Annotated in this window: 15 protein-coding genes and 1 pseudogene; 10 read left to right on the top strand and 6 right to left on the bottom strand. The window is 65.7% G+C overall.

Going from position 1 to position 23,241, the window contains the following annotated elements:
• Positions 1–233: 233 nt before the first annotated feature.
• A pseudogene (locus ABIC50_RS14840) lies at positions 234–884 on the bottom strand (LysR substrate-binding domain-containing protein); the annotation flags it as partial.
• Positions 885–1,578: 694 nt separating this feature from the next.
• On the opposite strand from ABIC50_RS14840, the gene ABIC50_RS14845 reads away from it, so the two are divergent.
• The 7 genes from ABIC50_RS14845 to ABIC50_RS14875 all read left to right on the top strand — a co-directional run bounded on the left by ABIC50_RS14845 (position 1,579) and on the right by ABIC50_RS14875 (position 13,188).
• Complete coding sequence (locus tag ABIC50_RS14845) at positions 1,579–3,234, top strand: AMP-binding protein (RefSeq protein ID WP_354165271.1); 1,656 nt, start codon at positions 1,579–1,581, stop codon at positions 3,232–3,234.
• Positions 3,231–4,118 carry a beta-ketoacyl-[acyl-carrier-protein] synthase family protein gene (locus ABIC50_RS14850; RefSeq protein ID WP_354164974.1) on the top strand — a complete coding sequence of 296 codons (888 nt, stop codon included), beginning with the start codon at positions 3,231–3,233 and terminating at the stop codon, positions 4,116–4,118. Before ABIC50_RS14845 ends, ABIC50_RS14850 begins: the two co-directional genes overlap by 4 nt.
• A complete protein-coding gene (locus ABIC50_RS14855; protein ID WP_175679641.1) occupies positions 4,118–5,224 on the top strand; it encodes a 3-oxoacyl-ACP synthase III family protein in 1,107 nt (368 codons plus the stop codon). The genes ABIC50_RS14850 and ABIC50_RS14855 overlap by 1 nt, the downstream gene beginning before the upstream one ends.
• Complete coding sequence (locus ABIC50_RS14860) at positions 5,221–6,219, top strand: ketoacyl-ACP synthase III (RefSeq protein ID WP_354164976.1); 999 nt, start codon at positions 5,221–5,223, stop codon at positions 6,217–6,219. Before ABIC50_RS14855 ends, ABIC50_RS14860 begins: the two co-directional genes overlap by 4 nt.
• Positions 6,220–6,224: 5 nt before the next feature.
• Positions 6,225–7,121 carry an MBL fold metallo-hydrolase gene (locus ABIC50_RS14865; RefSeq protein ID WP_175730856.1) on the top strand — a complete coding sequence of 299 codons (897 nt, stop codon included), beginning with the start codon at positions 6,225–6,227 and terminating at the stop codon, positions 7,119–7,121.
• Between the two features lie 89 nt (positions 7,122–7,210).
• A complete protein-coding gene (locus tag ABIC50_RS14870; RefSeq protein ID WP_354165274.1) occupies positions 7,211–11,029 on the top strand; it encodes an AMP-binding protein in 3,819 nt (1,272 codons plus the stop codon).
• An 11-nt stretch (positions 11,030–11,040) separates the two neighbouring features.
• Positions 11,041–13,188 (top strand): class I SAM-dependent methyltransferase, encoded by a 2,148-nt coding sequence (locus ABIC50_RS14875; RefSeq protein ID WP_354164978.1) that lies wholly within the window; start codon positions 11,041–11,043, stop codon positions 13,186–13,188.
• A gap of 179 nt (positions 13,189–13,367) precedes the next feature.
• On the opposite strand, the gene ABIC50_RS14880 is transcribed toward ABIC50_RS14875, so the two are convergent.
• The 5 genes from ABIC50_RS14880 to ABIC50_RS14900 form a co-directional block, all read right to left on the bottom strand.
• Positions 13,368–14,222 (bottom strand): 3-hydroxybutyryl-CoA dehydrogenase, encoded by an 855-nt coding sequence (locus ABIC50_RS14880; protein WP_354164980.1) that lies wholly within the window; start codon positions 14,220–14,222, stop codon positions 13,368–13,370.
• A gap of 38 nt (positions 14,223–14,260) precedes the next feature.
• Positions 14,261–15,454 (bottom strand): beta-ketothiolase BktB, encoded by a 1,194-nt coding sequence (gene bktB, locus ABIC50_RS14885; protein ID WP_175669588.1) that lies wholly within the window; start codon positions 15,452–15,454, stop codon positions 14,261–14,263.
• Positions 15,455–15,502: 48 nt separating this feature from the next.
• Entirely contained in the window at positions 15,503–17,131 is a 1,629-nt protein-coding gene (locus ABIC50_RS14890) for a 4Fe-4S dicluster domain-containing protein (protein ID WP_494178972.1), read from the bottom strand.
• A gap of 79 nt (positions 17,132–17,210) precedes the next feature.
• Positions 17,211–19,001: an acyl-CoA dehydrogenase gene (locus ABIC50_RS14895; RefSeq protein ID WP_354164985.1), complete on the bottom strand. Its 1,791-nt coding sequence runs from the start codon at positions 18,999–19,001 to the stop codon at positions 17,211–17,213.
• Between the two features lie 483 nt (positions 19,002–19,484).
• Positions 19,485–20,402 carry a LysR family transcriptional regulator gene (locus tag ABIC50_RS14900; RefSeq protein ID WP_354164988.1) on the bottom strand — a complete coding sequence of 306 codons (918 nt, stop codon included), beginning with the start codon at positions 20,400–20,402 and terminating at the stop codon, positions 19,485–19,487.
• A 138-nt stretch (positions 20,403–20,540) separates the two neighbouring features.
• On the opposite strand from ABIC50_RS14900, the gene ABIC50_RS14905 reads away from it, so the two are divergent.
• The 3 genes from ABIC50_RS14905 to ABIC50_RS14915 all read left to right on the top strand — a co-directional run bounded on the left by ABIC50_RS14905 (position 20,541) and on the right by ABIC50_RS14915 (position 22,913).
• The gene (locus tag ABIC50_RS14905) at positions 20,541–21,305 is read left to right on the top strand and encodes an SDR family NAD(P)-dependent oxidoreductase (RefSeq protein ID WP_165754070.1); all 765 of its coding nucleotides are present in this window, start codon (positions 20,541–20,543) and stop codon (positions 21,303–21,305) included.
• 74 nt (positions 21,306–21,379) lie between these two features.
• The gene (locus ABIC50_RS14910; RefSeq protein ID WP_354164991.1) at positions 21,380–22,087 is read left to right on the top strand and encodes a pirin family protein; all 708 of its coding nucleotides are present in this window, start codon (positions 21,380–21,382) and stop codon (positions 22,085–22,087) included.
• 235 nt (positions 22,088–22,322) lie between these two features.
• Positions 22,323–22,913 carry a dimethylsulfoniopropionate lyase gene (locus tag ABIC50_RS14915; protein ID WP_354164994.1) on the top strand — a complete coding sequence of 197 codons (591 nt, stop codon included), beginning with the start codon at positions 22,323–22,325 and terminating at the stop codon, positions 22,911–22,913.
• Positions 22,914–23,241 lie beyond the last annotated feature (328 nt).

A 23,241-nucleotide genomic window follows, 5' to 3' on the forward strand; every position in this document is an offset into this window, starting at 1 on the left:
GTCCCGGCTTTCGCCAGCCAACATGTTCGCCATATCGCGCGACAGCCGCTATCGACATCGCGACGGCGAATAGCATCCAGCCGACCAGCAGGAAATAAGGGACCGGCTCACGGGCCGCTCGACCGGCCGGTTCATTTCACTCGGAAAGGCCGGTCAACTAATAGACATCGATGGAGGCTGTCGCTCATCGATGCAAACGGCACGCCCCATCGAATACCCGACGGACCGGTCGGTCATTGCTCGATCTCGACGCCGGCATCGAGCCAGCCGCGCATCATCACGCCGACCTCGTCGTTCAGCCACTGCCGGAACTGCTGATATTCGGGGCGCGGCTGCGCATTCCGGTGCGTGATCAGATAGTGATGGCGATCGCGAAACACCAGCACGTCCTGCACCGGCCGCATCAGGATGCCCTGGTCGATCTGCCGGTGCACGAGGTGATGCCAGCCCAGCAGCGTGCCCTCGCCGGCCTCGGCCTGCGCGACGAGCAGCCGGTAGTCGTTGCTTTCCAGATACTTGTTCTCGGTCAGCGTGTCAGTGCCGTCGCCCTGCTGGAACCAGTTGCGCCACACGCGCCAGTCGACGTGCTCGCACACCTGCGCGCGGCCGAGCATCGACAGGTTCAGGGTCGGACGCGACAGCAGGTCGAGCGGCTTCAGCGACCGGCCATGAAAGTGACGTTCGTGAAACGCGGGGCTGCATACCGGATACACGATGTCGTGAAACAGCGGCTCGACGTCGAACTCGGGCTCGCGCGGCGGGTTCTTCGTGATGATCACGTCGGGCTCGATGAGCCCGTCGAGCTCCATGAAGTGCTCGGTGACGATCAGGTTCAGCCGGATATCCGGAAACAGCCAGGATGTGGCTCGTATCCGCGAACCGAGACATTCCGATTTCTCACTTAAAATAAAATATTCGTTAATACAATTACGCAAATCCATATGGGCGCAATCCGAGACCCCGGCGCCCGAATCCCTGATTTTCCATCCAGATCGATTCAAGCCCCGCTGCTCCTGAGAGCGCGGGTCTTTCGCCTTTCGCGCGGGGCAATCCACTTCGTGACGCGATGCTCGTTTCGCCTTGGTGAACTTCCCGACGCTTTATTCAGTGCTCCGACAACCAGCTCCACCGAAGTCAACAAATCGCAAGATGGTTAACCGAAATCGATTAATTCAATAAAACGTCGACGCTTAATGGAATCGATTTCAACAAATAATTCCAATCACCCCCTCATATGACCATTTACTTTCCAAGTTTACTTCCGCTAAGCTTACGGCACACTTTCTAAACCCACCAAATCGATCGACGCATTTCCAACCTCAAGCAATCCGCACTAAATAGCTCGATTATTGTTTATTTTTAAAATCAAATGAGACGAAATCAATCCATAAACACCGGCAAGCCATCATGTGATTGACCGGGCTCTCCGTGCGTCGGTCGTCGACATGTGCCTGCCGCCCCGACGCCGTCTCTTTGGCATCGCGATTCAGGTTGGGCGGGCCGGGCCCGAGCATCTGGCCCGGCCCGCGCCGCACCACTATCTCGAACTTCAAACTCACACTCTTGCGAGCGCTGACGATGGATGACTTTTGCCGCGCGAACTTGCCCCCTGCCGAACTTTGGCCGACGTTTGTCTTTGAGTTGCCGGGGCTGCAGTTTCCGCCGTTTCTCAATTGCGCCGCCGCGCTGCTGGATACCGCAGTCGAAGAACGAGGCTGGGGCGATCGCATTGCGATCAAGACCGAGTCGGGCATCGCGTGGTCGTATCGCGAATTGCGCGATGCCGGCAACCGGATCGCCAACATGCTGGTCAGCGATGCGGGCCTGGTGGCCGGCAATCGAGTGCTGTTACACGGCACCAATCACCCGATGCTTGCCGCCGCATGGTTCGGCGTGGTCAAGGCCGGTGGCGTGGCCGTCGCGACGATGCCGAAGCTGCGCGCGGGAGAGCTGTCGACCATCATCGCGCGAGCCCGGGTCACGCACGTCATCTGCGAAGCCGAGCTGTCGACCGAGCTCGACGGGGCGATGGCGAGCGTGCAGTGGCGCGGCGAAGTTCGACGCTACGAGACGGACGACACGCATCCGCACGCGCGCTGGCTCGATGGCTATTCAGCGGAATTCGCGGCCGCCGACACGCGCGCGGACGATCCTTGCCTCATCGCGTTCACATCGGGGACGACCGGGGAACCGAAGGCAACCGTCCATTTTCATCGCGACGTGATGGCAGCCTGCCACTGCTTTCCGGAGCACGTGCTCCGGCCCACGGCCGACGACGTGTTCTGCGGGTCGCCGCCGCTCGCGTTCACGTTCGGGCTCGGCGCGCTGCTGCTGTTTCCGATCAGTGTCGGCGCGAGCGTCGTGCTGTTGCCGAAGGCGAGCCCGGAACGGCTGCTGGCCGCCGTCGACCGGCACCGGGTCAGCATCCTGTTTACGGCACCGGCGGCCTATCGGTCCATGCTCGACCATCTCGACAGGCATGACGTGTCGTCCCTGCGCAAATGCGTGTCGGCGGGTGAGGCGCTCTCGTCGTGGACGCGCGACGCATGGCAGGAGCGCACCGGCCTGCACCTGATCGACGGAATCGGGTCGACCGAGATGCTGCATATCTTCGCGTCGACAGGCGACACCGGCGCGAAGAACGGCGCGATCGGCAAGGCGGTGCCCGGTTACCGCCTTGCCGTCGTGGACGAGCACGGCCAATGCCTGCCGCCCTACGAAATCGGCTATCTGGCCGTGCAGGGGCCGACCGGGTGCCGCTACCTGAATGACACGCGGCAACGCGACTACGTCAAGCAAGGCTGGAACCTGACGGGCGACAGCGCCTACCTGGACGAGGACGGCTATCTGTTCTATCAGGCCCGCGCGGACGACATGATCATCAGCTCCGGCTACACGGTGTCTCCCGGCGAAGTGGAGCAAGCGCTGCTGCGCCATCCCGATATCGCGGAATGCGGCGTCGTCGGCCAGATCGACGAACGGGGCGGCACGCTCATCTGCGCGCACGTGGTGCTGCGACCTGGCGTCGACGGCTCGGAAGCGTTGACGATGCAACTGCAGCAGCACGTCAAGAGCGTGATTGCGCCGTACAAATGTCCGCATCGTATTGCCTACCACGCCTGCAGTTTGCCGCGCAACGAATCGGGCAAATTGCGTCGCGCCGTGCTCCGGCAGGCAGGTCATGGCGTGACGCGTCCCCTGAATCAAGCAGTCCAGAACGAACATACCCTATGAAAATTCTCGGAGCCGCGGTAGCCATTCCGGACCCAGCGGCCACGGCGCAATCCTGCGCCAACGATTACGCGATCAAGGCAGCCAGGCAGGCGCTGCTGCAAGCCGGTTGCCTGCCGTCGGAACTGGATCTGATCGTCAGCCTGTCGATTTCTCCCAGCCGGATGGCGGACGCCCCGACGATCGCCGGGCCGCGGCTGGCGCACCCGGTGCAGCGCGATCTGCGTGCGCGACATGCGGCCGTGTTCGATCTGCTCGACGCGGACTGGACGCTCGCACTCGATCTCGCGCAAAGCCATTGCAAACAGCTCGGCTATCGACGCGCGCTCGTCGTTCGCGCGGAGGCGCTCGCGGACGTCGAACAGGTGGCCACGAGCGGCTTCGCCGACGGCGCGGGGGCGATCGTCCTGACGCCTGCCGGCCATGACCGAGTTTATGCCAGCCGCTACGCGGACCTCGAGTCGCCCCCGTTCGCGACGCTCGACGCGCTTCCCGCCCGGCGCGTGAACGGCATCCTGTCACTGGCCCGCTTCGAGAGCCGGTTCGATCACGCAACCGGTCGATTCGACGCCGAACCGGCCAATGCGGCCACCGCGCTGCGCGCGATGGTCGACGCGGTGCAGAGCCGCATCGACCGGCGCGTCGCCACGCTGTTTTGCGAATCGTGGTTGAGCGGATGGCCATCAATCGTCACCGGCGTGGGTCGCGATTTCCACGTCGATGTCGTCGCCGGTTCGACGGACATCCCGAACCCATTCCAGTTGCCCGCGTGGCTCGCGTCCCGCGTCGCACATTCGAGGTCGTTGCGTGACGATGAACATACGGTGGTCGCCATGACGCTGGATCCGTTCAGGCCGCGCATCGCCTGCAGCACGATGGAGATCTGATGGTGCACAACGTCCGAATCGCAAGTCTTGCGTGCCGCCTGCCGGCACGCCAGGTACCCAACGACGATCCCGTCTTCGCGGGCGTCGAGCCCATTCCGTCGGAATGGTGGCAATTCTGGGGCATCGAATCGCGCTACATGATCGATCCCGATGCCGGCGAATCCGAGCTTGCGCTGGCCGAGCGCACGGCCCGCGACGCACTCGCCCGTGCCGGCGTGGAGGCCGCCGAACTCGATCTGGTGCTGTTCAACATGACGTCGCCGTTCGTCTCGCTCGCCGACGGCCGGCGCCGTTTCGCGCCGCGGCTGGCGCGTGCGCTGCGCGACAGGCTCGGCGCCACTCGCGCGCTCGATGCCGATGTCGAGATGGAATGCGCGAGTTTCGTGCTGCAACTACAGATCGCCACCAACCTCATCAAGCAGGGACGGGTGAAGCGGGCCCTGGTGTGCTCGTCGGAGCGCATGTCGGCCGTGGTCGACTACACCAGTAAATCGTCGACGAACTTCGGCGATGGCGCGGCCGCGGCCGTGCTCGTCGCCGAGCCGGCCGATCCCGATGGCGCCGATTGGCTGGATGCCGCGTATCACAGCGATGCAACCCGCTACGACCTCGTGACGATGCAGTGGCGCAATGCGCGGGCGGCGGCAGACGACGCGGCAACCGACGCCGACAACCCGTTCGGCGTGTATTTCACGCTCAAGCCCGAAGCGCAGGAGGCGATCTCGCGTTTCATGCCGTTGGCCATTCCCGATATCGTCGAGCGGCTGTTGCACCGGAGCGGAACGGGCATCGCCGACATCGACGCGATGGTGTTCCATCAGCCGTCGGCGCTGCTCGTGCGCGCATGGGCGCAACGGCTCGGGCTCAAGCCCGACCAATACGTGATTCGCGTGGCCGATTGTGCGTGCCTCGTGTCGGCCGCCGTGCCGTTTGCGCTGTACGAGTCGATCCGGGAAGGCGTGATCCGGCCAGGATCGTTGGTCGTGATTGCCGGCGCAGGCGCCGGCTGGGGCTTCGGCGCGCAATTGTGGCGCTGGGGCGAAACCGTCGTGACCGATGCGGGCGATGCCGTCGCCGCCGTGACGGAGCAGGAGGTGCGGACATGACCGCCAGACTCGTCATCGCCGGGATGGGCCACGCACTGCCGGACCGGATCGTCAGCAACGACGAAGTCGCCGGCATGATCGACACCAGCGACGCGTTCATTCGCGAACGAACCGGCGTCGTGGCGCGACGCTATCTCGCTCCCGATCAGCATCTGGCGGATCTCGCTTGCCCGGCCGCGGAACGGGCGATGGCCGACGCCGGCGTGACGGCGCGCGACGTCGATCTGCTGATCGTCAATACGCTGTCGCCGGATCACCACGATCCGTCGCAAGCATGCTACATCCAGCCCCGGCTCGGATTGCGGGAGATTCCGTGCTTCGATATCCGCGCGCAGTGCAGCGGCGGGCTCTACGGGATCGAGATCGCGCGTCACTTCCTCTCGAGCGGCCTGTATCGCAACGTGCTGCTGATCTGCGCCGAAGCCCTGTCGCGGCGGATCGACTCCAGCAATGCCGGCCGCAATCTGTCGATCCTGCTGAGCGACGGCGCCGCCGCGCTGCTGCTGCAAGCGACGGACCACCCGGCGCACGGGCTGATCGACCTGACGCTCGGCGCCGACGGCACCCAGTTCGACCTGCTCAGCACGGAAGCGCCCGGCGCGCGACGTCCACGCTTCATCGACGCAGACGACATCGCGGCCGGCCGGCACCATTTCCGGATGAAAGGCAAGCCGATGTTCGAAGACGCCACGCGGCGCATCGTCGACGCGTGCCGGCAGATGCTCGACAAGCACCGGCTGACGATGTCGGATATCGGCCTGGTCGTGCCGCACCAGCCGAACCTGCGCATCCTCGACGCGGTCATCGGGCAACTCGGGCTGCCCCGCGAGCGGTGCATGATTTCCGTCGATCAGCTGGGCAACATGGCGAGCGCGGCGTTTCCGGTCGCGCTCGCCATCGCACGCGAGCTGGGCCGCATGCCGGCCGGGCAGCTCAACCTCTTCGTGACCTACGGCGCGGGCGCGACATGGGCCTGTGCGCTCTATCGGAGCTGAACGACATGCTGAACGCTTCCCCGGGGTGGATCGATCGGCGGCTGGCCCTCGTCGGCACGGCCGACGTGCCGCTGTACGTGATCGTCAACGACGAGGCCGCGACGCTGATCGAGGGTGGCCTGAGCGGCATGACGGAGCTCGTGTGGCAGCAGCTTCATGACCTGCTGCGGGACTTTGGCGGCATCCGGCATTTGCGCTACTGGCTGATCACCCATTCGCACTATGACCATTGCAGCCTGCTGATGACGCTCAAGTCGCGCATGCCGTGGCTCCATGTATCCGGTTCTCCCGACGCGTTCGATGCGTTCCAGAGCCCGTCGGCCTGCCGAACCATCCGTCAGCTCGACGCGCAAGCGTCACGGTCGTGGGATCCCGCCGTCGGCGTCGATTTCACCGAGTTATCCGACCTGCCGTTCTACCCGGTCAATCCGGACACGCAGCTCGACATCGGCGACGGGATGCAGATTCGCACGATCGCGCTGCCGGGCCACAGCCGTTGCCAGTTCGGCTACTACTGCCCGCAGCTGGACATCGGTTTCGTGTCGGATGCGCTCGGCGAATTTCACGGCGCCACCAGTTGGCTGCCGCTGGTCTTTCAGGACCTGTTTGCGTATCGGCACACGCTGGACGTCATCGAGCAACTGCAGGCGCCGCGGCTCGCATTGGGGCATCACGGCATCCTCACCGGCGAGCTTGCCCGATCGGCCGTGCGGCATGCACGTGCGTGCCTCGATGCGCGCGAGGCCGACGCACGCGCGGTTCGCGGCAACGCCACCGCCACGCACGAACTGGCCCACCACTGGACTGCGCGTTATGCGGCACGGAGCGAACGGGTGGTGCCGCATTTCCTGCATCTCAAAAGCATGATGCACATGATCGATCTGTTCCATCGCGCCGAATAGCCTCCTACGGATTCCCGCCGCAGCAACGCATGGGCGCCGGCCGGCGTCAGGCCGCTGCTCGCTGTTTTCATTCCTCTTCCGACGACATCATGACCACTGCGACCTTGCCGACCACGCTTAGCGAATTGCTTCAGAACCGGGCCGCCACACTCGGCGACAAAACCGCCTACGTGTTCCTGAGCGGCCCGCCCGAACAGGAACAGGCCGAATCGATGACCTTCGCGGAACTCGACGCACGCGCTCGCCGGGTCGCCGCGCTGCTGCAGCAGAACGCGATCGACATCGGCGACCGGGTGCTGCTGCTGTGCCGGCCGGGGCTCGACTATGTCAGCGCCTTCATGGGGTGCCTGTATGCCGGTGCCATCGCAGTTCCCGTCTACCCGCCGCGCAACAGGCAGCATATGGTGCGGATCGCCGGCATCGTCGAGAACGCAGGCGCGAACACGATTCTGTGTTCGGCCGAGGACCATGCGCGCTGCGCGACCTGGCTCGCCGATACCGACGCATCCGGCAGCACGCTGCTCGACGTCGGGGGCGCGCAGGTGCTGGATCCCGTGCCTTCGCCCGCCAGCGTGCAGCCATCCCGGATCGCCTTTCTGCAATACACGTCGGGAACCACCGGTAGCCCCAAGGGCGTGATGGTGTCGCACGGCAACCTGATGCATAACCTGGGGCTGATGCGCGAATGGCTCGGTTACGACGAGCAGAGCACGATCGTCAGCTGGCTGCCGCCATACCACGACATGGGCTTGATCGGCGTGATCCTGACGTCGCTCTACGGCGGCTTCCGGAGCGTGCTGATGGCCCCGGAACGCTTCATCCAGCATCCGTACCTGTGGTTGCGTGCGATCAGCCAGTACCGTGCGGATCTGACGGGCGCGCCGGATTTCGCATACCGGATGTGCTGCCGGCGGATCTCCGACGAACAGCTGGCGACGCTCGACCTGTCGTGCCTGCGGGTCGCCTATAACGGCGCCGAGTCGGTGCGCGCCAGCACCTTGACTGATTTTGCGCAGCGCTTCGCCGCCGCAGGCTTCGCTGCCGACGGCTTTCTGCCGTGCTACGGGCTGGCGGAGGGAACGCTGTACGTGGCCGGTCGCGCGAAGCAGCATCCGATCCGGACGCTATGCGTCGACCAGGCTGCGCTCCAGCGGCAATCCGTGGTGGTGCGAGGCGAATTCCTGGGCGTGTCGCCGCAGCCGCTGGATCGTCCGGGCGAACGGGTCCTGGTCAGCGTGGGTCGCACCGACGGCGAACAACACGTGATCGTGCGCGACCTGGAGACGAACGAGCGTTGCGCCGATTGGACCATCGGCGAAATCTGCGTGGCCGGCCCGAGCGTCGCCGCCGGCTACTGGCATCTGGACGAGCAGACGCATTCGACCTTCCAGCACAGTCTGGCGGGCCATCGGGATCAGGTGTTCATGCGCACCGGCGATCTCGGCTTCATTCTGGGCGACGAGCTTTACGTCACCGGCCGGCTCAAGGACATGGTGATCCTGGCCGGCCGCAACTACTACTCGGAAGACATCGAGTACGCGCTGATCGTCGGCGTGCCGGAACTCGTGCCGAACGGTTGCGCGGCCTTCATGGACGACCAGGTCGACGCGGAGCGCCTGATCGTCGTGGCGGAAGTCGAGCGCACGCAACGCAAGGGCAATCTCGACAGCTTCATCGACGCGATTCGCCAGGCTATCTGGAACCGCCTCGACATCGGCCCGAGCGCGATCGTGCTGGTGTCGCCCGGCAGCGTGCCGAAAACGTCGAGCGGCAAGGTGCGCCGCAGCACGTGCCGCACACAGCTGCACGACGGCGCGCTGACGATCCTCGCGCAGTGGGACGTCGAGGGCGGTATCCATACGCCCGCGCCCGATCGCCGACAGCCCGCACGCCCGACAGCTGTTGCCGACCAGCCGGCGGCCAACGATCGCCGGCGTGATGAAAGCGCCACCGTCGACGAACTGAACGACTGGCTCAGGCACTACGCGCGCACGCGGATCGATTCGCGAACCATGGACGAGCGTCGCACCATTCCGCCGCACGTCGTGCTCGATTTCGGGAATCGGGGCCTGCTCGGCATGCCGATCGACCGTTCGCATGGCGGCCTCGGCCTCGGCCAGCGCGACATGTTGCGCGTGTTCGCGCAGCTGGCCGCGATCGATTCGACGCTGGCTTTCTTTGTCGCCCTGAACAACACGCTCGGGATCCTGCCGATCATGCAGCATGCGCAGCCACCATTGCGCGAGGAATTGCTGCCGAGCCTCGCGAGCGGTCGGATGCTCGCCGCATTCGCGATCACGGAGCGGGCCGCGGGCTCGCATGTGCGCGCGATTGCCTCCCGCGCACAGCGCACCGAGTCCGGCGACTGGCTGGTCACGGGGAACAAGCGCTGGAGCGGCTCATCCGCCTGGGCGGGAATCATCAACGTGTTCGCGAGGCAGGCCGACGGCACCGGAATGGTCGGGTTGGCGGTGCGCCCCGGCACGCCAGGCGTGCGGATCGGTGCCGAGGAGCTGACGATGGGCGTGCGCGGCATGATCCAGAATTCGCTCCATCTGGATCGGGCACGAATCAGCGACGCATACCGGCTCGGCGACATCGGCCAGGGGATGCTCGTGGCGCAGCACGCGATGAACATTGCGCGCCTTGGCATCGCTGCCGTCTGCGTGGGCGCAATGAGACGCTGTGCGCAGCTGATGCATCGCTACGGAGCGCGGCGCCAGGTCGGCACCGGCCTCCTGCTGGACAACCCGCTGAGCCGCCTGCGCCTGGGCGAGCTGCGTGACCGCATCGACGGGCTCGATGCGCTGGTCGAGCGCCTGGCCACCGAACTGGACCTCGGCGTCGCGGTGCCTGAAGACTGTCTCCTGATTTCGAAGATTCTCGGCTCCGAGCTGCTGTCGCAATCCGCTGACGAGATGATGCAGTTCCTGGGTGGCCGCGGTTATATCGAGACCAACCTGGCACCGCAGATCTTCCGGGACGCGCGCCTGACCCGCATCTTCGAGGGGCCGACCGAAACGCTGCTGGTTCACCTGGGCAGTCGTCTGCTCCACGGGAGCGACGATTTGCTGCGCTATCTGGAGAGTGCGCTGAGCGCCGGTGCGCTGGCCAGGGAGCTGCGCGAACTGGGCGCACAGCTGACGCAAGACGGGCTCGCCAATGCGTCGAAACTCGGCGGCACCGCGCACGCTGCCGTGTGGGTCAATTATTGGCTCGGCACGATCGCGCAATGGGGATTACTGCTGGCGGTGGCCGAACGCGCGGCTGCGCAGCAGCGCATCGGCGACGGCACGCTGCGCTGGGCGCAGAGCCAGTACGAACTCGCGATCGAGGCGGCGCAACGGCAGGTCGGCTTGCGATCTGCGTTGTCCACGACAGTGGAATTGAACGAGTGGGCAGCGCGCATCGGGTTCGAGATCGGCTCGATCGAGCAAACGATCCCGGGCGCAAGCCAACTCGTCGATCCGTTGCTGGACGCCAATGCCGACGCGCGTTCGGTCTCCCGCGCGCCCGACGCGCCAGCCGGCGAAGACACCGGTTCGGCCGCAACCCCGATCGTGAGTGAGCCGGCAAGCCTGCTCGATCGCCAACAGATTCATGCCGTCGAACAATGGCTCATCGCGTGGCTGGGCGAGCGCCTCAAGCACCGCAAGCTTCGATTGACGCGCGAGTCGACGTTCGCCGAAATCGGCTTCGATTCGATCCTCGCCGTCGAAATGACGATCGTTTTCAGCGAGACGTTCAGCGTGACCGTCGATCCGTCCGCGGTCTGGGACTACCCGTCCATTCGCGCGCTGGCCGCCCATCTTGCACCCCGGACTCACGGCGCCGCGCCGGCAGTTGCCGTAGCGCACGCCGATTCGGATGCATCTTCATCCATTGCAGCCCAACCTTCGACCCTGTGAGACCGTCCAACATGCACGCCCGATTCGACCTTGGTGATTCCACCACCGCACTGGCCCGGCAGCTCGAACACTATCTCGACGCCTATCCCGACGAAACACGCATATTGCTCGGCCTGTCGGCCGGCACCACGATCGGCGTCGAGGTGCTCGACATGGAGCTGCCGGTCAAGCTCGAGCAACACACGCATGCAGCCACGCTGCGCATCGGCCGACACGACGCTCAGCGCGTAATGGCCTATACGCGCAGTTGCAACTGGGCGAACGGTATCGTGCTGGTGCCGACGCTGGCGCGCCTGGTGCTTGCCGGCGCGTTCCGCGGCCTGCGGGCCGGAGCGCCCCGCGCGATGCGCGCGTTCGCAAAGTCCCGCCAGCCCGACCCGACCCGTAACCTGGGGGTTCTGTGGGGCGCCCTCAACCTGTTGAGCCTGGCCGGCTGGCTGACCCTCGATCGCGGCGACGAAGACGCCGAATATGCGCTCACCCCGGCCGGTGAATATGTCGTCGCGTGCGTCGAGCACACCCGTCCGCTGTTCGAGCAATTGGCGAATGCCACGTCGGTGCTCCAGCATCTGCACGCCCTGTGTCACCGAACGCGCATCGCGGCCGACGACAGCGCGCTGTATGCACAGCTCGCGCGGATCTGCGTAGCGGGTTGGCCGGAGCTTCCGATTCCGGCCACCGATCTGGAGCGCCAGGTGAATGGACAGCTGCGCACGGCGATGGACGGCCTGTTGCTCGGCCCGACCTGGGTCGCGCTCGATATGCCGGTGTTCGACAGGCAGCCGGATGGCCAGTACACGCAATCGGCGCCCGGAATCCTCGGCAAGCTAGACCAGCAGCCCGAAGGGGTCGCGGTCGGCGCCTGGACGCAGGCTGATCCTGTCGTGCTGCACGCGGCATGGGCGCTGATGTGCAAGTTCGGCATGGCGGAAATCGATCGGGAGAAGGTGCGCCTCACCGAGGCGGGCCGGATTCACCGTCCGATTGCCGCCCCTTACGCGGGGTTGCCCGCGTCCTATCTGCGTTCGTATGCGTTGCTCGACGAACTCCTGTTCCGCAACCCCGATCCGCTCGATATCGATAGCGACGGCCACATCGATCGCGTGATGAACGTGTATGCGTCGAGCGGCGCCGGGTCCGGGCCGGCGTCGCAGGAAATCACGACAAAAATCCTGCGCAAGTTGTTCGACGACACGCCGCTGGATCGCCAGCCGGCCGGCATCGCGGACATGGGCTGCGGCGACGGCAGCGCGCTGAAGCGCCTGGCGGAATACGTCATTACGTCGACGCGGCGCGGCCGGCACCTCGCGGCCTATCCGCTGCTCGTGATCGGCGCGGACTACAACGAATCCGCGCGCGGCCGCGCAGCCGCCACGCTGTCTGCGCTGACGGACATCTCCGGCGTGCAGGTACGCGTGATTGCCGCCGACATTTCCCAGCCCGACCGCTACGACGAAGCCGTGGCCGAAAGCGGCCTGACCGTCAGGCAGCCGGACGGCAGCGTGCGCTCGGCGCGACTGAGCGACTTGTTGCATACCTTCATGTTCCTCGTCCACAACCGCCGGCTGAGCATTCGTCGCAAGGACGCCGCCGAAGCGATCCTCGAGCGCCACCTCCGCACCGTCGATCGAGCGCGCCTGCGTGCGGTTATCGATCAGCACTATGCGGGCGTCCTGACGGTATCTGATCAGGCCGAGTTGCCGATCGCGCTCGACCAGATCAAGCTTGCGTTCAAGGTGGCGTATAGCGATGCGGAAGGCCTTGTTCCCGGTTACGTGGCGGCGGCTGATCTCATCGATTTCCTGACCCGCTGGAAGCGCCACGCGAAGCATGGCTTTCTCATCGTGGAGGGGCATAGCCCGTGGGCGGAGAATCTTTGCGCGCGTGCGCCGGGCGGGCCGGGTGGGCCTGACACGTGGTTGCGCACCGAGCAGCTTCCGTCGGTGTTCAACTGGGGCATGCATTTCGTGTCGCGCCAATTCATGGCGCCGTTCAACGAATTCACACTCGCGTTGACCCTGGCTGGCCTGCGTCCCGACAGCCCGATTTATGGGCGGATTCATCCGGAGGGGTTCCCGGCGCCGGATCTGCTGAGCGACTATCGATTCTTCAGTATCGCAAACTATGTTGCCGATACCGGCAACGCCGTTTCCGGCTAACGGTCCGTTCGGCGCCACGCAGCGTGCGGCTACGCCGCGAATGGCGCCAAGAAAACACCCCGGAGGCCGGATCGAGATTCGGCCTCCGGGGTGCGGTGCCAAACCTGTCTTCACGCCGGTTTCATGCCGGCGCCGGATTCACGCGGAAGCGTACACGCCACCCGCGCCCGACGCTCGCATCATGCGCTGTAGTCGTACACCCCCCGCCCCGTCTTCCGCCCCAGCCTTCCCGCCGACACCATCTCGCGCAGCAGCGGGCACGCACGATACTTCGTGTCGCCGAAGTCCTTCAGGAACACGTCCATCACCGCGAGGCACACGTCGAGCCCGACGAGATCGGCCAGCGCGAGCGGCCCGATCGGATGGTTCGCACCGAGCTTCATCCCCGCGTCGATCTCCTCGGCCGACGCGATGCCTTCGGCCAGCACGAAGAACGCTTCGTTGATCATCGGCACGAGGATCCGGTTCACGACGAAGCCCGGCGCGTTGCGCACGCCGATCGGCGACTTGTCGAAACGCTCGGTGAGCGCGCGCACCGCCGACGCGGTCGCGTCGCTCGTCTGCAGCCCGCGGATGATCTCGACGAGCGGCATCAGCGGCACCGGATTGAAGAAGTGCATGCCGACGAAGCGCGACGGATCGGCAAGCAGCGCCGCGAGCGCGGTGATCGAAATCGACGACGTGTTGGTCGCTATGATCGCATCGGGCCGCGCGACCGCTTCGATCTGCTTCAGGATGCGGCTCTTCAGCTCGACGTTCTCGGTCGCGGCTTCGATCACGATGTCGACCGCGGCGAGCTTCGCGTAATCGGTCGACGTCGTGATGCGCGCGAGCGCGGCGTCGCGTGCGCCTGTGGTGAGCTTCTCCTTCGACACGAGCCGCTCGAGGCTGCCCTTCAGCGCGGCGACGCCCTTGTCGAGCGCCGCATCGCTGACGTCGATCATCACGACGTTGAGTCCTGCAACGGCGGCGGTTTGCGCAATGCCGTTGCCCATGGTTCCGGCGCCCACGACGCCGACGGTTTCGATGGCCATGACGATTCCTGTATGTTCGGGTGCTGTGCGTTCGATTATCAGATGTTCTCGAAGATCGCCGCAATGCCCTGGCCGCCGCCGATACACATCGTCACGAGCGCATAACGCCCGCCGATGCGCTTCAGCTCGTACAGCGCCTTGACCGTGATCAACGCGCCCGTCGCACCGATCGGGTGGCCGAGCGAAATGCCCGAGCCGTTCGGATTGACCTTGGCCGGATCGAGGCCGAGCTCCTGCGTGACCGCGCACGCCTGGGCCGCGAACGCCTCGTTCGCCTCGATCACGTCGAGATCGCTGATCTTCAGGCCCGCGCGCTCGAGCGCCTTCTGCGTGGCCGGCACGGGGCCGATGCCCATGTACGCCGGATCGACGCCCGCATGCGCATACGCGACCAGACGCGCGAGCGGCTTCACGCCCTGCGCACGCGCGGCATCCGCGCTCATCATCAGCACCGCGGCGGCCGCATCGTTGATCCCCGACGCGTTGCCGGCCGTCACCGTGCCGTCTTCCTTCGCGAACACCGGCTTCAGCTTCGAGAAATCGTCCGGGCCCGCATCGTGACGCACGTGCTCGTCGGTGTCGAACGCGACCTCGCCCTTCTTCGTGCGGATCGAGATCGGCAGGATCTGATCCTTGAAGCGGCCTTCGGCGATCGCGCGCGCCGCGCGACGATGCGATTCGAGCGCGAGCGCATCCTGCGCATCGCGCGAAATGCCGTACTTGCGTGCGACGTTCTCGGCCGTCACGCCCATGTGGATCGTCTGGAACGGGTCGTGCAGCGCGCCGAGCATCATGTCGACGAGCTTCGCGTCGCCCATGCGCTGGCCGAAGCGCGCGGCCGGCACGGTGTACGGTGCGCGGCTCATGCTCTCCGAGCCGCCGCCGATCGCGATGTCGGCATCGCCGAGCATGATCGTCTGCGCGGCCGACACGATCGCCTGCAGGCCCGAGCCGCACAGACGGTTCACGGTCAGCGCCGGCGTGTGCTGCGCGACGCCGCCGTTGATCGCCGCGACACGCGCGAGATACATGTCCTTCGGCTCGGTGTTCACGACGTGGCCGAACACGACATGCCCGACCGCATCGCCCGGCACGTTCGCGCGCGACAGCACTTCGCTCACGACCTTCGCGCCGAGATCGGTCGGCGAGAAATCCTTCAGGCTTCCGCCGAAATCGCCGATCGCGGTACGGACACCGCTCACCACCACGACTTCCTTCGCTGCATTGCTCATCGTCTCACTCCGGTTCGTTCGCGCCCGCGGGCGCGGGGATGCGTTGCGTTACATGTTCGGGTAATTCGGCCCGCCACCGCCTTCCGGCGTGACCCACACGATGTTCTGCGTCGGGTCCTTGATGTCGCAGGTCTTGCAGTGCACGCAGTTCTGCGCATTGATCACGAGGCGATCGCCACCGTCGTCGTTCTTCACGAACTCGTACACCGCCGCCGGGCAGAAGCGCGCCTCCGGCCCCGCGTACGTGCGTAGGTTCACGTTCACCGGCACGCTCGCATCCTTCAACGTCAGATGCGCCGGCTGGTTCTCTTCGTGGTTCGTGTTCGAGATGAACACCGACGACAGCCGGTCGAACGTCAGCTTGCCGTCCGGCTTCGGATACTCGATCGGCGTGCATTCCGATGCGGGCTTCAGCATCTCGTGGTCCGCATGCTTGTGGTGCAGCGTCCACGGCACGTTGCCGCCCATCACCTTCTGCTCGAGCCCGACCATCAGCGTGCCGAGATACAGCCCCTTGGCCATCCACTGCTTGAAGTTGCGTGCACGGTACAGCTCCGTGTACAGCCACGATTGCTTGAACGCATCCGGGTACGCGTTGAGCTCGTCGCTCTGACGGCCAGCCTGCACCGCGTCGAATGCGGCGTCCGCCGCCAGCATGCCGGTCTTGATCGCCGCGTGGCTGCCCTTGATCCGCGACGCGTTCAGGAAGCCCGCATCGTCGCCGATCAGCGCGCCGCCCGGGAATACCGTCTTCGGCAGCGACAACAGGCCGCCAGCCGTGATCGCGCGCGCGCCGTACGACACGCGCTTGCCGCCTTCGAGGAACGCGCGGATCGACGGATGCGTCTTGTAGCGCTGGAATTCCTCGAACGGCGACAGGTACGGGTTCGTGTAGCCCAGGCCCACCACGAAGCCGACCACCACCTGGTTGTTGTCCATGTGATACAGGAACGAGCCGCCGTACGCATCGGACTTCAGCGGCCATCCGGCCGTGTGGATCACGAGGCCGGGCTTGTGCTTGGCCGGGTCGATCTCCCACAGCTCCTTGATGCCGATCCCGTATGCCTGCGGATCCGCGTTCGCGTCCAGTTTGAACTTCGAGATCAGTTGACGGCCGAGGTGGCCACGGCAGCCTTCGGCGAACAGCGTGTACTTTGCGTGCAGCTCCATGCCGAGCTGGAAGTTCTCGGTCGGCTCGCCGTCCTTGCCCACGCCCATGTTGCCGGTGGCGACGCCCTTCACCGAGCCGTCGTCGTTGTAGAGAATCTCGGCGGCCGGGAAGCCCGGGAAGATCTCGACGCCCAGCGCTTCCGCCTGTGCCCCGAGCCAGCGCGTGACGTTGCCCAGCGAGATCACGTAGTTGCCGTGATTCTGGAAGTTGGCGGGCAGCGCCCAGTTGGGCGTGGTGACCGCGCTGTTCTCGGACAGGAACAGGAAGCGGTCTTCCGTCACCGCGACGTCGAGCGGCGCGCCGCGTTCCTTCCAGTCGGGGAACAGTTCGGTGATCGCGCGCGGGTCCATCACCGCGCCCGACAGGATGTGCGCGCCGATCTCGGAACCCTTCTCGAGCACGCACACGCCGATCTCGGTGCCTTTCTCGGCGGCCAGCTGCTTGAGCCGGATCGCCGCCGACAGCCCGGCGGGGCCGCCGCCGACGATCACGACGTCGTATTCCATCGATTCGCGCGGGCCGTATTGCGCGAGCAAGTCCTGTGTGGTCAAAATCCTGTCTCCTCCTGCGCCCCGACCGTGACGGTCAGAACTGGTCTTCCGTCAACGCGAGCACGCTCTCGTTGCCCTTCGCGCCGACGATCGACGCTTCGAGCGCGCCGGCCTGCACGAGCACGTGTTCCGCATAGCATTGTGCGATCGCGATCTTCGCATCGTAGAACGCCGTGTCGTGCGCGCGGTTCGCGTGCGCCGCCAGCAGCGCGCGTGCCATCTGCCATCCGCACAGCACCACGCCCGCCAGCTTCAGGTACGGCACGCTGCCGGCGAACACCGCGTTCGGGTCCTGCTTTGCGTTCGCGAGCACGTAGTCCACCACCGACGACAGCGCACGCGCGCCCTTCTCGAGTTGCGCCTTCATCGACGCGGCCGCCGCGCCGTCGAGCTTGCCGAGCGCCGCGACCGTGTCGCCGATCTCCGCGATCAGCGCCTTCGCGACCGCGCCGCCGTCGCGCAGCGTCTTGCGGCCGACGAGGTCGTTCGCCTGGATCGCGGTCGTGCCTTCGTAGATCGCCAGGATCCGCGCATCGCGGTAGTACTGCGCCGCGCCGGTTTCCTCGATGAAGCCCATCCCGCCGTGCACCTGCACGCCCAGGCTCGCCACGTCGTTCACCATCTCGGTGCTCCAGCCCTTCACGACCGGCACCAGATATTCGTAGATTGCCTGATGACGCGTACGCGTCGCCTCGTCCGAATGGCGGTGGGCAATGTCGCTGTGCGCGGCAGCCACATACGCGAGCGCGCGAGCGCCTTCGGTCAGCGCGCGCATCGTGCCGAGCATCCGGCGCACGTCCGGGTGATGGATGATCGTCACCGACTGCTTCGCCGAGCCGTCGACCGGGCGGCTCTGCACGCGCTCCTTCGCGAATGCCGCGGCCTTCTGGTATGCGCGGTCGGCCACGCCGATCCCCTGCATCCCGACGCCGAAGCGCGCGGCGTTCATCATGATGAACATGTATTCGAGGCCGCGGTTCTCCTCGCCGACCAGATAGCCGATCGCGCCGCCGTGGTCGCCGTATTGCAGCACCGCCGTCGGGCTCGCCTTGATCCCGAGCTTGTGCTCGATCGATACGCAGTGCACGTCGTTGCGTGCGCCCAGCGAACCGTCGTCGTTGACCATGAACTTCGGCACGATGAACAGCGAGATGCCCTTCACGCCTTCCGGCGCGTTCGGCGTGCGCGCGAGCACCAGGTGGACGATGTTGTCCGCCATGTTGTGCTCGCCCCACGTGATGAAGATCTTGGTGCCGAACACCTTGTACGTGCCGTCGCCCTGCGGCTCCGCGCGCGAGCGCACCAGCGCCAGGTCCGAACCGGCCTGCGGTTCGGTCAGGTTCATCGTGCCCGTCCATTCGCCCGAGATCAGCTTCGGCACGTAGCGCTGCTTCTGTTCGTCGGTGCCGGCCGTCAGCAGCGCCTCGATCGCGCCGTCGGTGAGCAGCGGGCACAGCGCGAACGACAGGTTCGATGCGTTCAGCATCTCGATGCACGGCGTCGCGATCAGCTTCGGCAGCCCCTGGCCGTCGTATTCGGTCGGATGCTGCAGGCCCTGCCAGCCGCCCTCGACGAACTGGCGGAACGCCGCGCCGAAGCCGGGCGTCGCCGTCACGACGCCGTCCTTCCAGCTGCTCGGATTGCGGTCGCCCTCGACGTTCAGCGGCGCCAGCACCTCGCCGCAGAATTTCGCGGATTCGTCGAGCACGGCCTGCGCGGTGTCGTAGCCGGCTTCCTCGAAGCCCGGCAACTGCGCAACGGTGTCGATGCCCGCGAGTTCCTTCAGCACGAACAGCATGTCCTTGACAGGGGCGTTATAGCTCATGGTCGATGTTCCAATCAGGCGTTGAATGAGGCGCGCGGCCCGGGCGGCTGCGGCAAAACCGGCCAGCGTCAGGCGACGTCGTGACCCCATCGTACTGCCGCGGCGGCGGTTTCCCATTGTCATATCCGGCCCACATGGTGACAAAATCGGCCACGGGATGCGTGGGGTGACGCCGGGAACGGCCGGCCCGGGGCGGCTTGGCGGGTGTCGGTTTTCGGAGAAATGGCGGGCAATTGGGTGCCGCCGTGGCCCGCGCTGGCGGGGTCGGAGTGGTCGAACCGGCCGATTCCGGCTCCGTTCAGTACCGACCGTCCGGAGACACGCGAACTCGCGCGGATGGACACCCACCTCCCTGGTCGAGCTGATCGGCGAACCGGAAGCCGGCTGCCGGCTGTCGACTATCGGCTACGCGATCGATTGCGCCGGCTTCGCTATCGTTGCACGAACGCAGTGAAACGTCTGACTCGACCACCTGCCGCAACATCACTTCGGCCATCGCCAGACTGGATCGCTCAGATGCTCGGCGAAGTGGTCGGACAGCGCCGTCACCTTCGCGGGCCGCGCCCGCGCCGACGGCGTAACGAAATAAAGACCGCCCTTCGTCAGCGACCAGTCGGTGAGGATCGCCTCGAGACGGCCGTCGGCCAGATATTCGCCCGCGATGAACTCGGGCAGCTCGGCGATCGCCAGGCCATCGAGCAGCGTGGACAACAGCGCATCGGCGTTCGTTACCCGCAGCGGGCCCGTCGGCATGACCGGCTCCTCGTCGCCCACGTCGTTCGTGAAGCGCCATACGGCGCTGCGCGCGCGATACGCGTACGACAGGCAAGGACGATCCGCCAGCTCGCGCGGATGCGTGGGTCGCCCTTCGCGCCGCAAATAGTCCGGCGACGCCACCACGAATTGCGTGACGGCGCACAGCCGCCGCGCGACCAGCGACGAATCCGGCAGCGCGGCGATCCGCAACGCGGCGTCGAATCCCTCGGCGATCAGATCGACCGACGCATCCGATAAATGCAGGTCGATCGACACCTCCGGATAGGCGCGAAAGAAGCCCGGCAGCAACGGCGCGACCCAGCGCAGCCCGAACGACATCGGCACAGCCAGACGCACCAGCCCACGGGGCTGCACCGACATCTCGCGCGCCGAGCTTTCCGCCTCCTCGGCCCGGCGATAGATCTCGCCGGCTTGCTCGCTGATCGTCCGACCGAACTCCGTGAGAGACAGCTGGCGCGACGTGCGATTGAAAAGCCGCGCGCCCAGCCGGCTCTCCAGACGGGCCACACCGCGCGAAACGGTGGCGACGGACACCCCGGTCGCGCGCGCGGCAGCCGCAAACGACCCGTGCTCGGCCACCTTCGCGAACATCGCGAGCCCCTCGAAATCCGGCAGTTGCGCCATTGCTCCTCATCTTTGCATATCTGCAACGTTTGATTGCGATTAATTCTATTTCGAAATGATGGAGCCGTCGATATTCTCCTCACATCGCAGCACGCAACCGCGTCGCGAACCCACTGACCTAACGAAAGGAGCAATACCATGGCACGCAAACTCGACAACAAAATCGCACTCGTCACCGGCGCAACCAGCGGCATCGGTCTTGCCACCGCCCAACGTTTCGCGGCCGAAGGGGCGCACGTTTATCTCACGGGCCGACGCCCGGCCGAACTCGATGCCGCCGTGACGGGCATTGTCGAAGCCGGCGGAAAGGCGACCGGCGTACGTTCGGATTCCACCCGGCTCGATGAACTCGACGCGCTGTATGAGCAAATCAAGAAGGAGCACGGCCGCCTGGACGTGCTGTTCGTGAACGCCGGCGGCGGTTCAATGCTGCCGCTTGGCAGCATTACCGAGGCGCACTACGACGAAACCTTCGACCGCAACGTGAAGGCCGTGCTGTTCACGGTGCAGAAGGCACTGCCGCTGCTCGCCGATGGCGCGTCGGTGATTCTGACCGGCTCGACCGCGGGCAGCGCGGGTACCGCTGCGTTCAGCGTGTATTCGGCTTCGAAGGCGGCAGTGCGTGCCTTTGCACGCAGCTGGATTCTCGACCTCAAGGAGCGCCATGTCCGCGTGAACACGATCAGCCCGGGCGCGACGCGCACGCCCGGCCTGCTCGATCTCGCCGGTGACGATGCGACTCAGCGTCAGGGGCTCGCCGATTACCTGGCTGCCCAGATCCCGATGGGGCGCCTTGGCGAGCCGGGCGAGATCGCGAGCGCGGCGCTGTTCCTGGCCTCGGACGACGCGAGCTTCGTGAACGGCATCGAATTGTTTGTCGATGGCGGCCAGCAACAGATCTGAGCGTGGCTTGGGTGCGGCGGACGCGTCTTCGACGATCGCACGCCGCGCCCGGCATACGCGTACCGAGTCCCGTCATGATTGAACGACGCGCTTTTCTTGCGCTTGCCGCGATCCGGCGCGACGGTGTCGACGTCCGCCAGCATTTCCGCGTGAGCGAATCCGGGCACGCAGGAGAAGCGCCGCTCGGTCCGCTCCTCGTGTGGAACGACGTCGAGTTCGCGCCGCACTCGGGCTTCGGCCTGCGTGCTCATCGCGACGTCGAGATCGTCACGTGGGTACGTTCGGGCGCAATCACGCACGAAGACGACGCGGGCAATCGCGCGCGCCTGGTCGCCAATTCCGTCCATGTGATGAGTGCCGGCGCGGCGCTCCATTGCGCAGAGCGCAACGACGAAAATGTACCCGCGCGGCAATTCCAGATACGGCTACGTCCGCGCGCACCGGCCAGTACGTCGCGCTGCGCGACGCGCGTCTGTTCGCTCGGATGTCGCGAGAGTCGATTCGTTACGCTGGCGAGTGGCGATCCGGAGGATGTCCGCGCCGGCGCATTGCCCATTCACGCGGACGCACGGATGCGTATCGCGACACTGCGCGAAGGCACGGCGATGCAGCACGCTTTGCCGCTGTCCGGCTCTGCCTATCTGGTGGTGGAACATGGGCGAGTGGACGTGGGGCATATCACGCTGGCGCGACGCGACGGCATCGCCATACGCGGTGAAACGTGCGTTACGTTGAGCGCGAAAGACGACACGGATGTCGTGATTGTCGAGCTCTTGCGCTAGGACAGGTGCTTCACAGATGATCGCGGTCTGAGCAGCGGCTTGAATCCGAAATGCAGTCATCAACATGGTTCATCTGGCCGAAATGGATTGCCAGGCGACCTCCACGGAAATCCACGAAGAACCCACAGCATGGCGGTCGCTGCCAAATCGCCCGCCCTTTTTCGCTGTCCGGACGCACGCGTTTCTGCGTAGACTTTCATCTGATCAGGCCACTTGACCGGGAGCAGCGACGAAGATGAATGAACGCCCGAAGCCCATCGCGGATTTCGTCCGGATCGCCGCCGGACTGTTCCAGTCGGACAAGCTTCCCCCTGCCGCGCGCGCGTTCGCGCCGCGAGTATTCGCCCGGTTGCAGCAGCCGTCGGATAACGGAACACGGCTAGCGGCGCGATACCCCGCATGCGAATGGCTCGACCCGGCGCTCGAATCGGTCGCGCGCGTCGACCCGACGTTCGCCACCGTCGCGCAACTGATCAAGTCGCTCGAGCCCGACGTGGGATGGTCGCGTCGCACATCGGGAAAGGACGGTAGTCCGAACTATATCGACGGGCACGTGAACGGAATGATTTGCGGGCCCGGCGGCGCGGAGAGCCGCGACGACATCCAGCTCGGCTTCTCGTTGATGATGTCCAATGTCAGATATCCGGATCATGGTCACGCGCCGGAGGAAGCGTACGTGCTGATGACCGCCGGTGAATTCCGGCAGCAAAACGGCGCGTGGTTCGATCCCGGCATCGGTGGCGGCATCCACAACCCGCCGGGAGCGTTGCACGCGATGCGCTCCGGCGACGCGCCCTTCCTCGCGATCTGGTGTCTGCTGAATTGATCCGGCGATCGACGCGATGTGCCGACGGCGCTGCATGCGATCAGCGGCCGGTCATTGACCTACCGACCGGTCGGCATCGCTTCAGGCCGTTGTTAAAAGGCGCATATGCGTTTCGGAGCCAGCCCGATCGTCTCCGGCGAAGATGTGAACGATTTCACGCGAAGGCAGCCGCAGAGGGGAGCCGGCCATGGGAACCCGCAAAGGAACCCGGTTATGGGAAAACACACCGGGTGCCGCCGCCCGCAGGCCCTCTCGAGCAACACCGCCCCACCGCGAAAGCGGCAGTAAGCGCACGCGGTCAACATCCGTTCGACCGACGCGATATCGC

Source organism: Burkholderia sp. 567, from assembly GCF_040545115.1.
GTDB lineage: Bacteria > Pseudomonadota > Gammaproteobacteria > Burkholderiales > Burkholderiaceae > Burkholderia > Burkholderia ambifaria.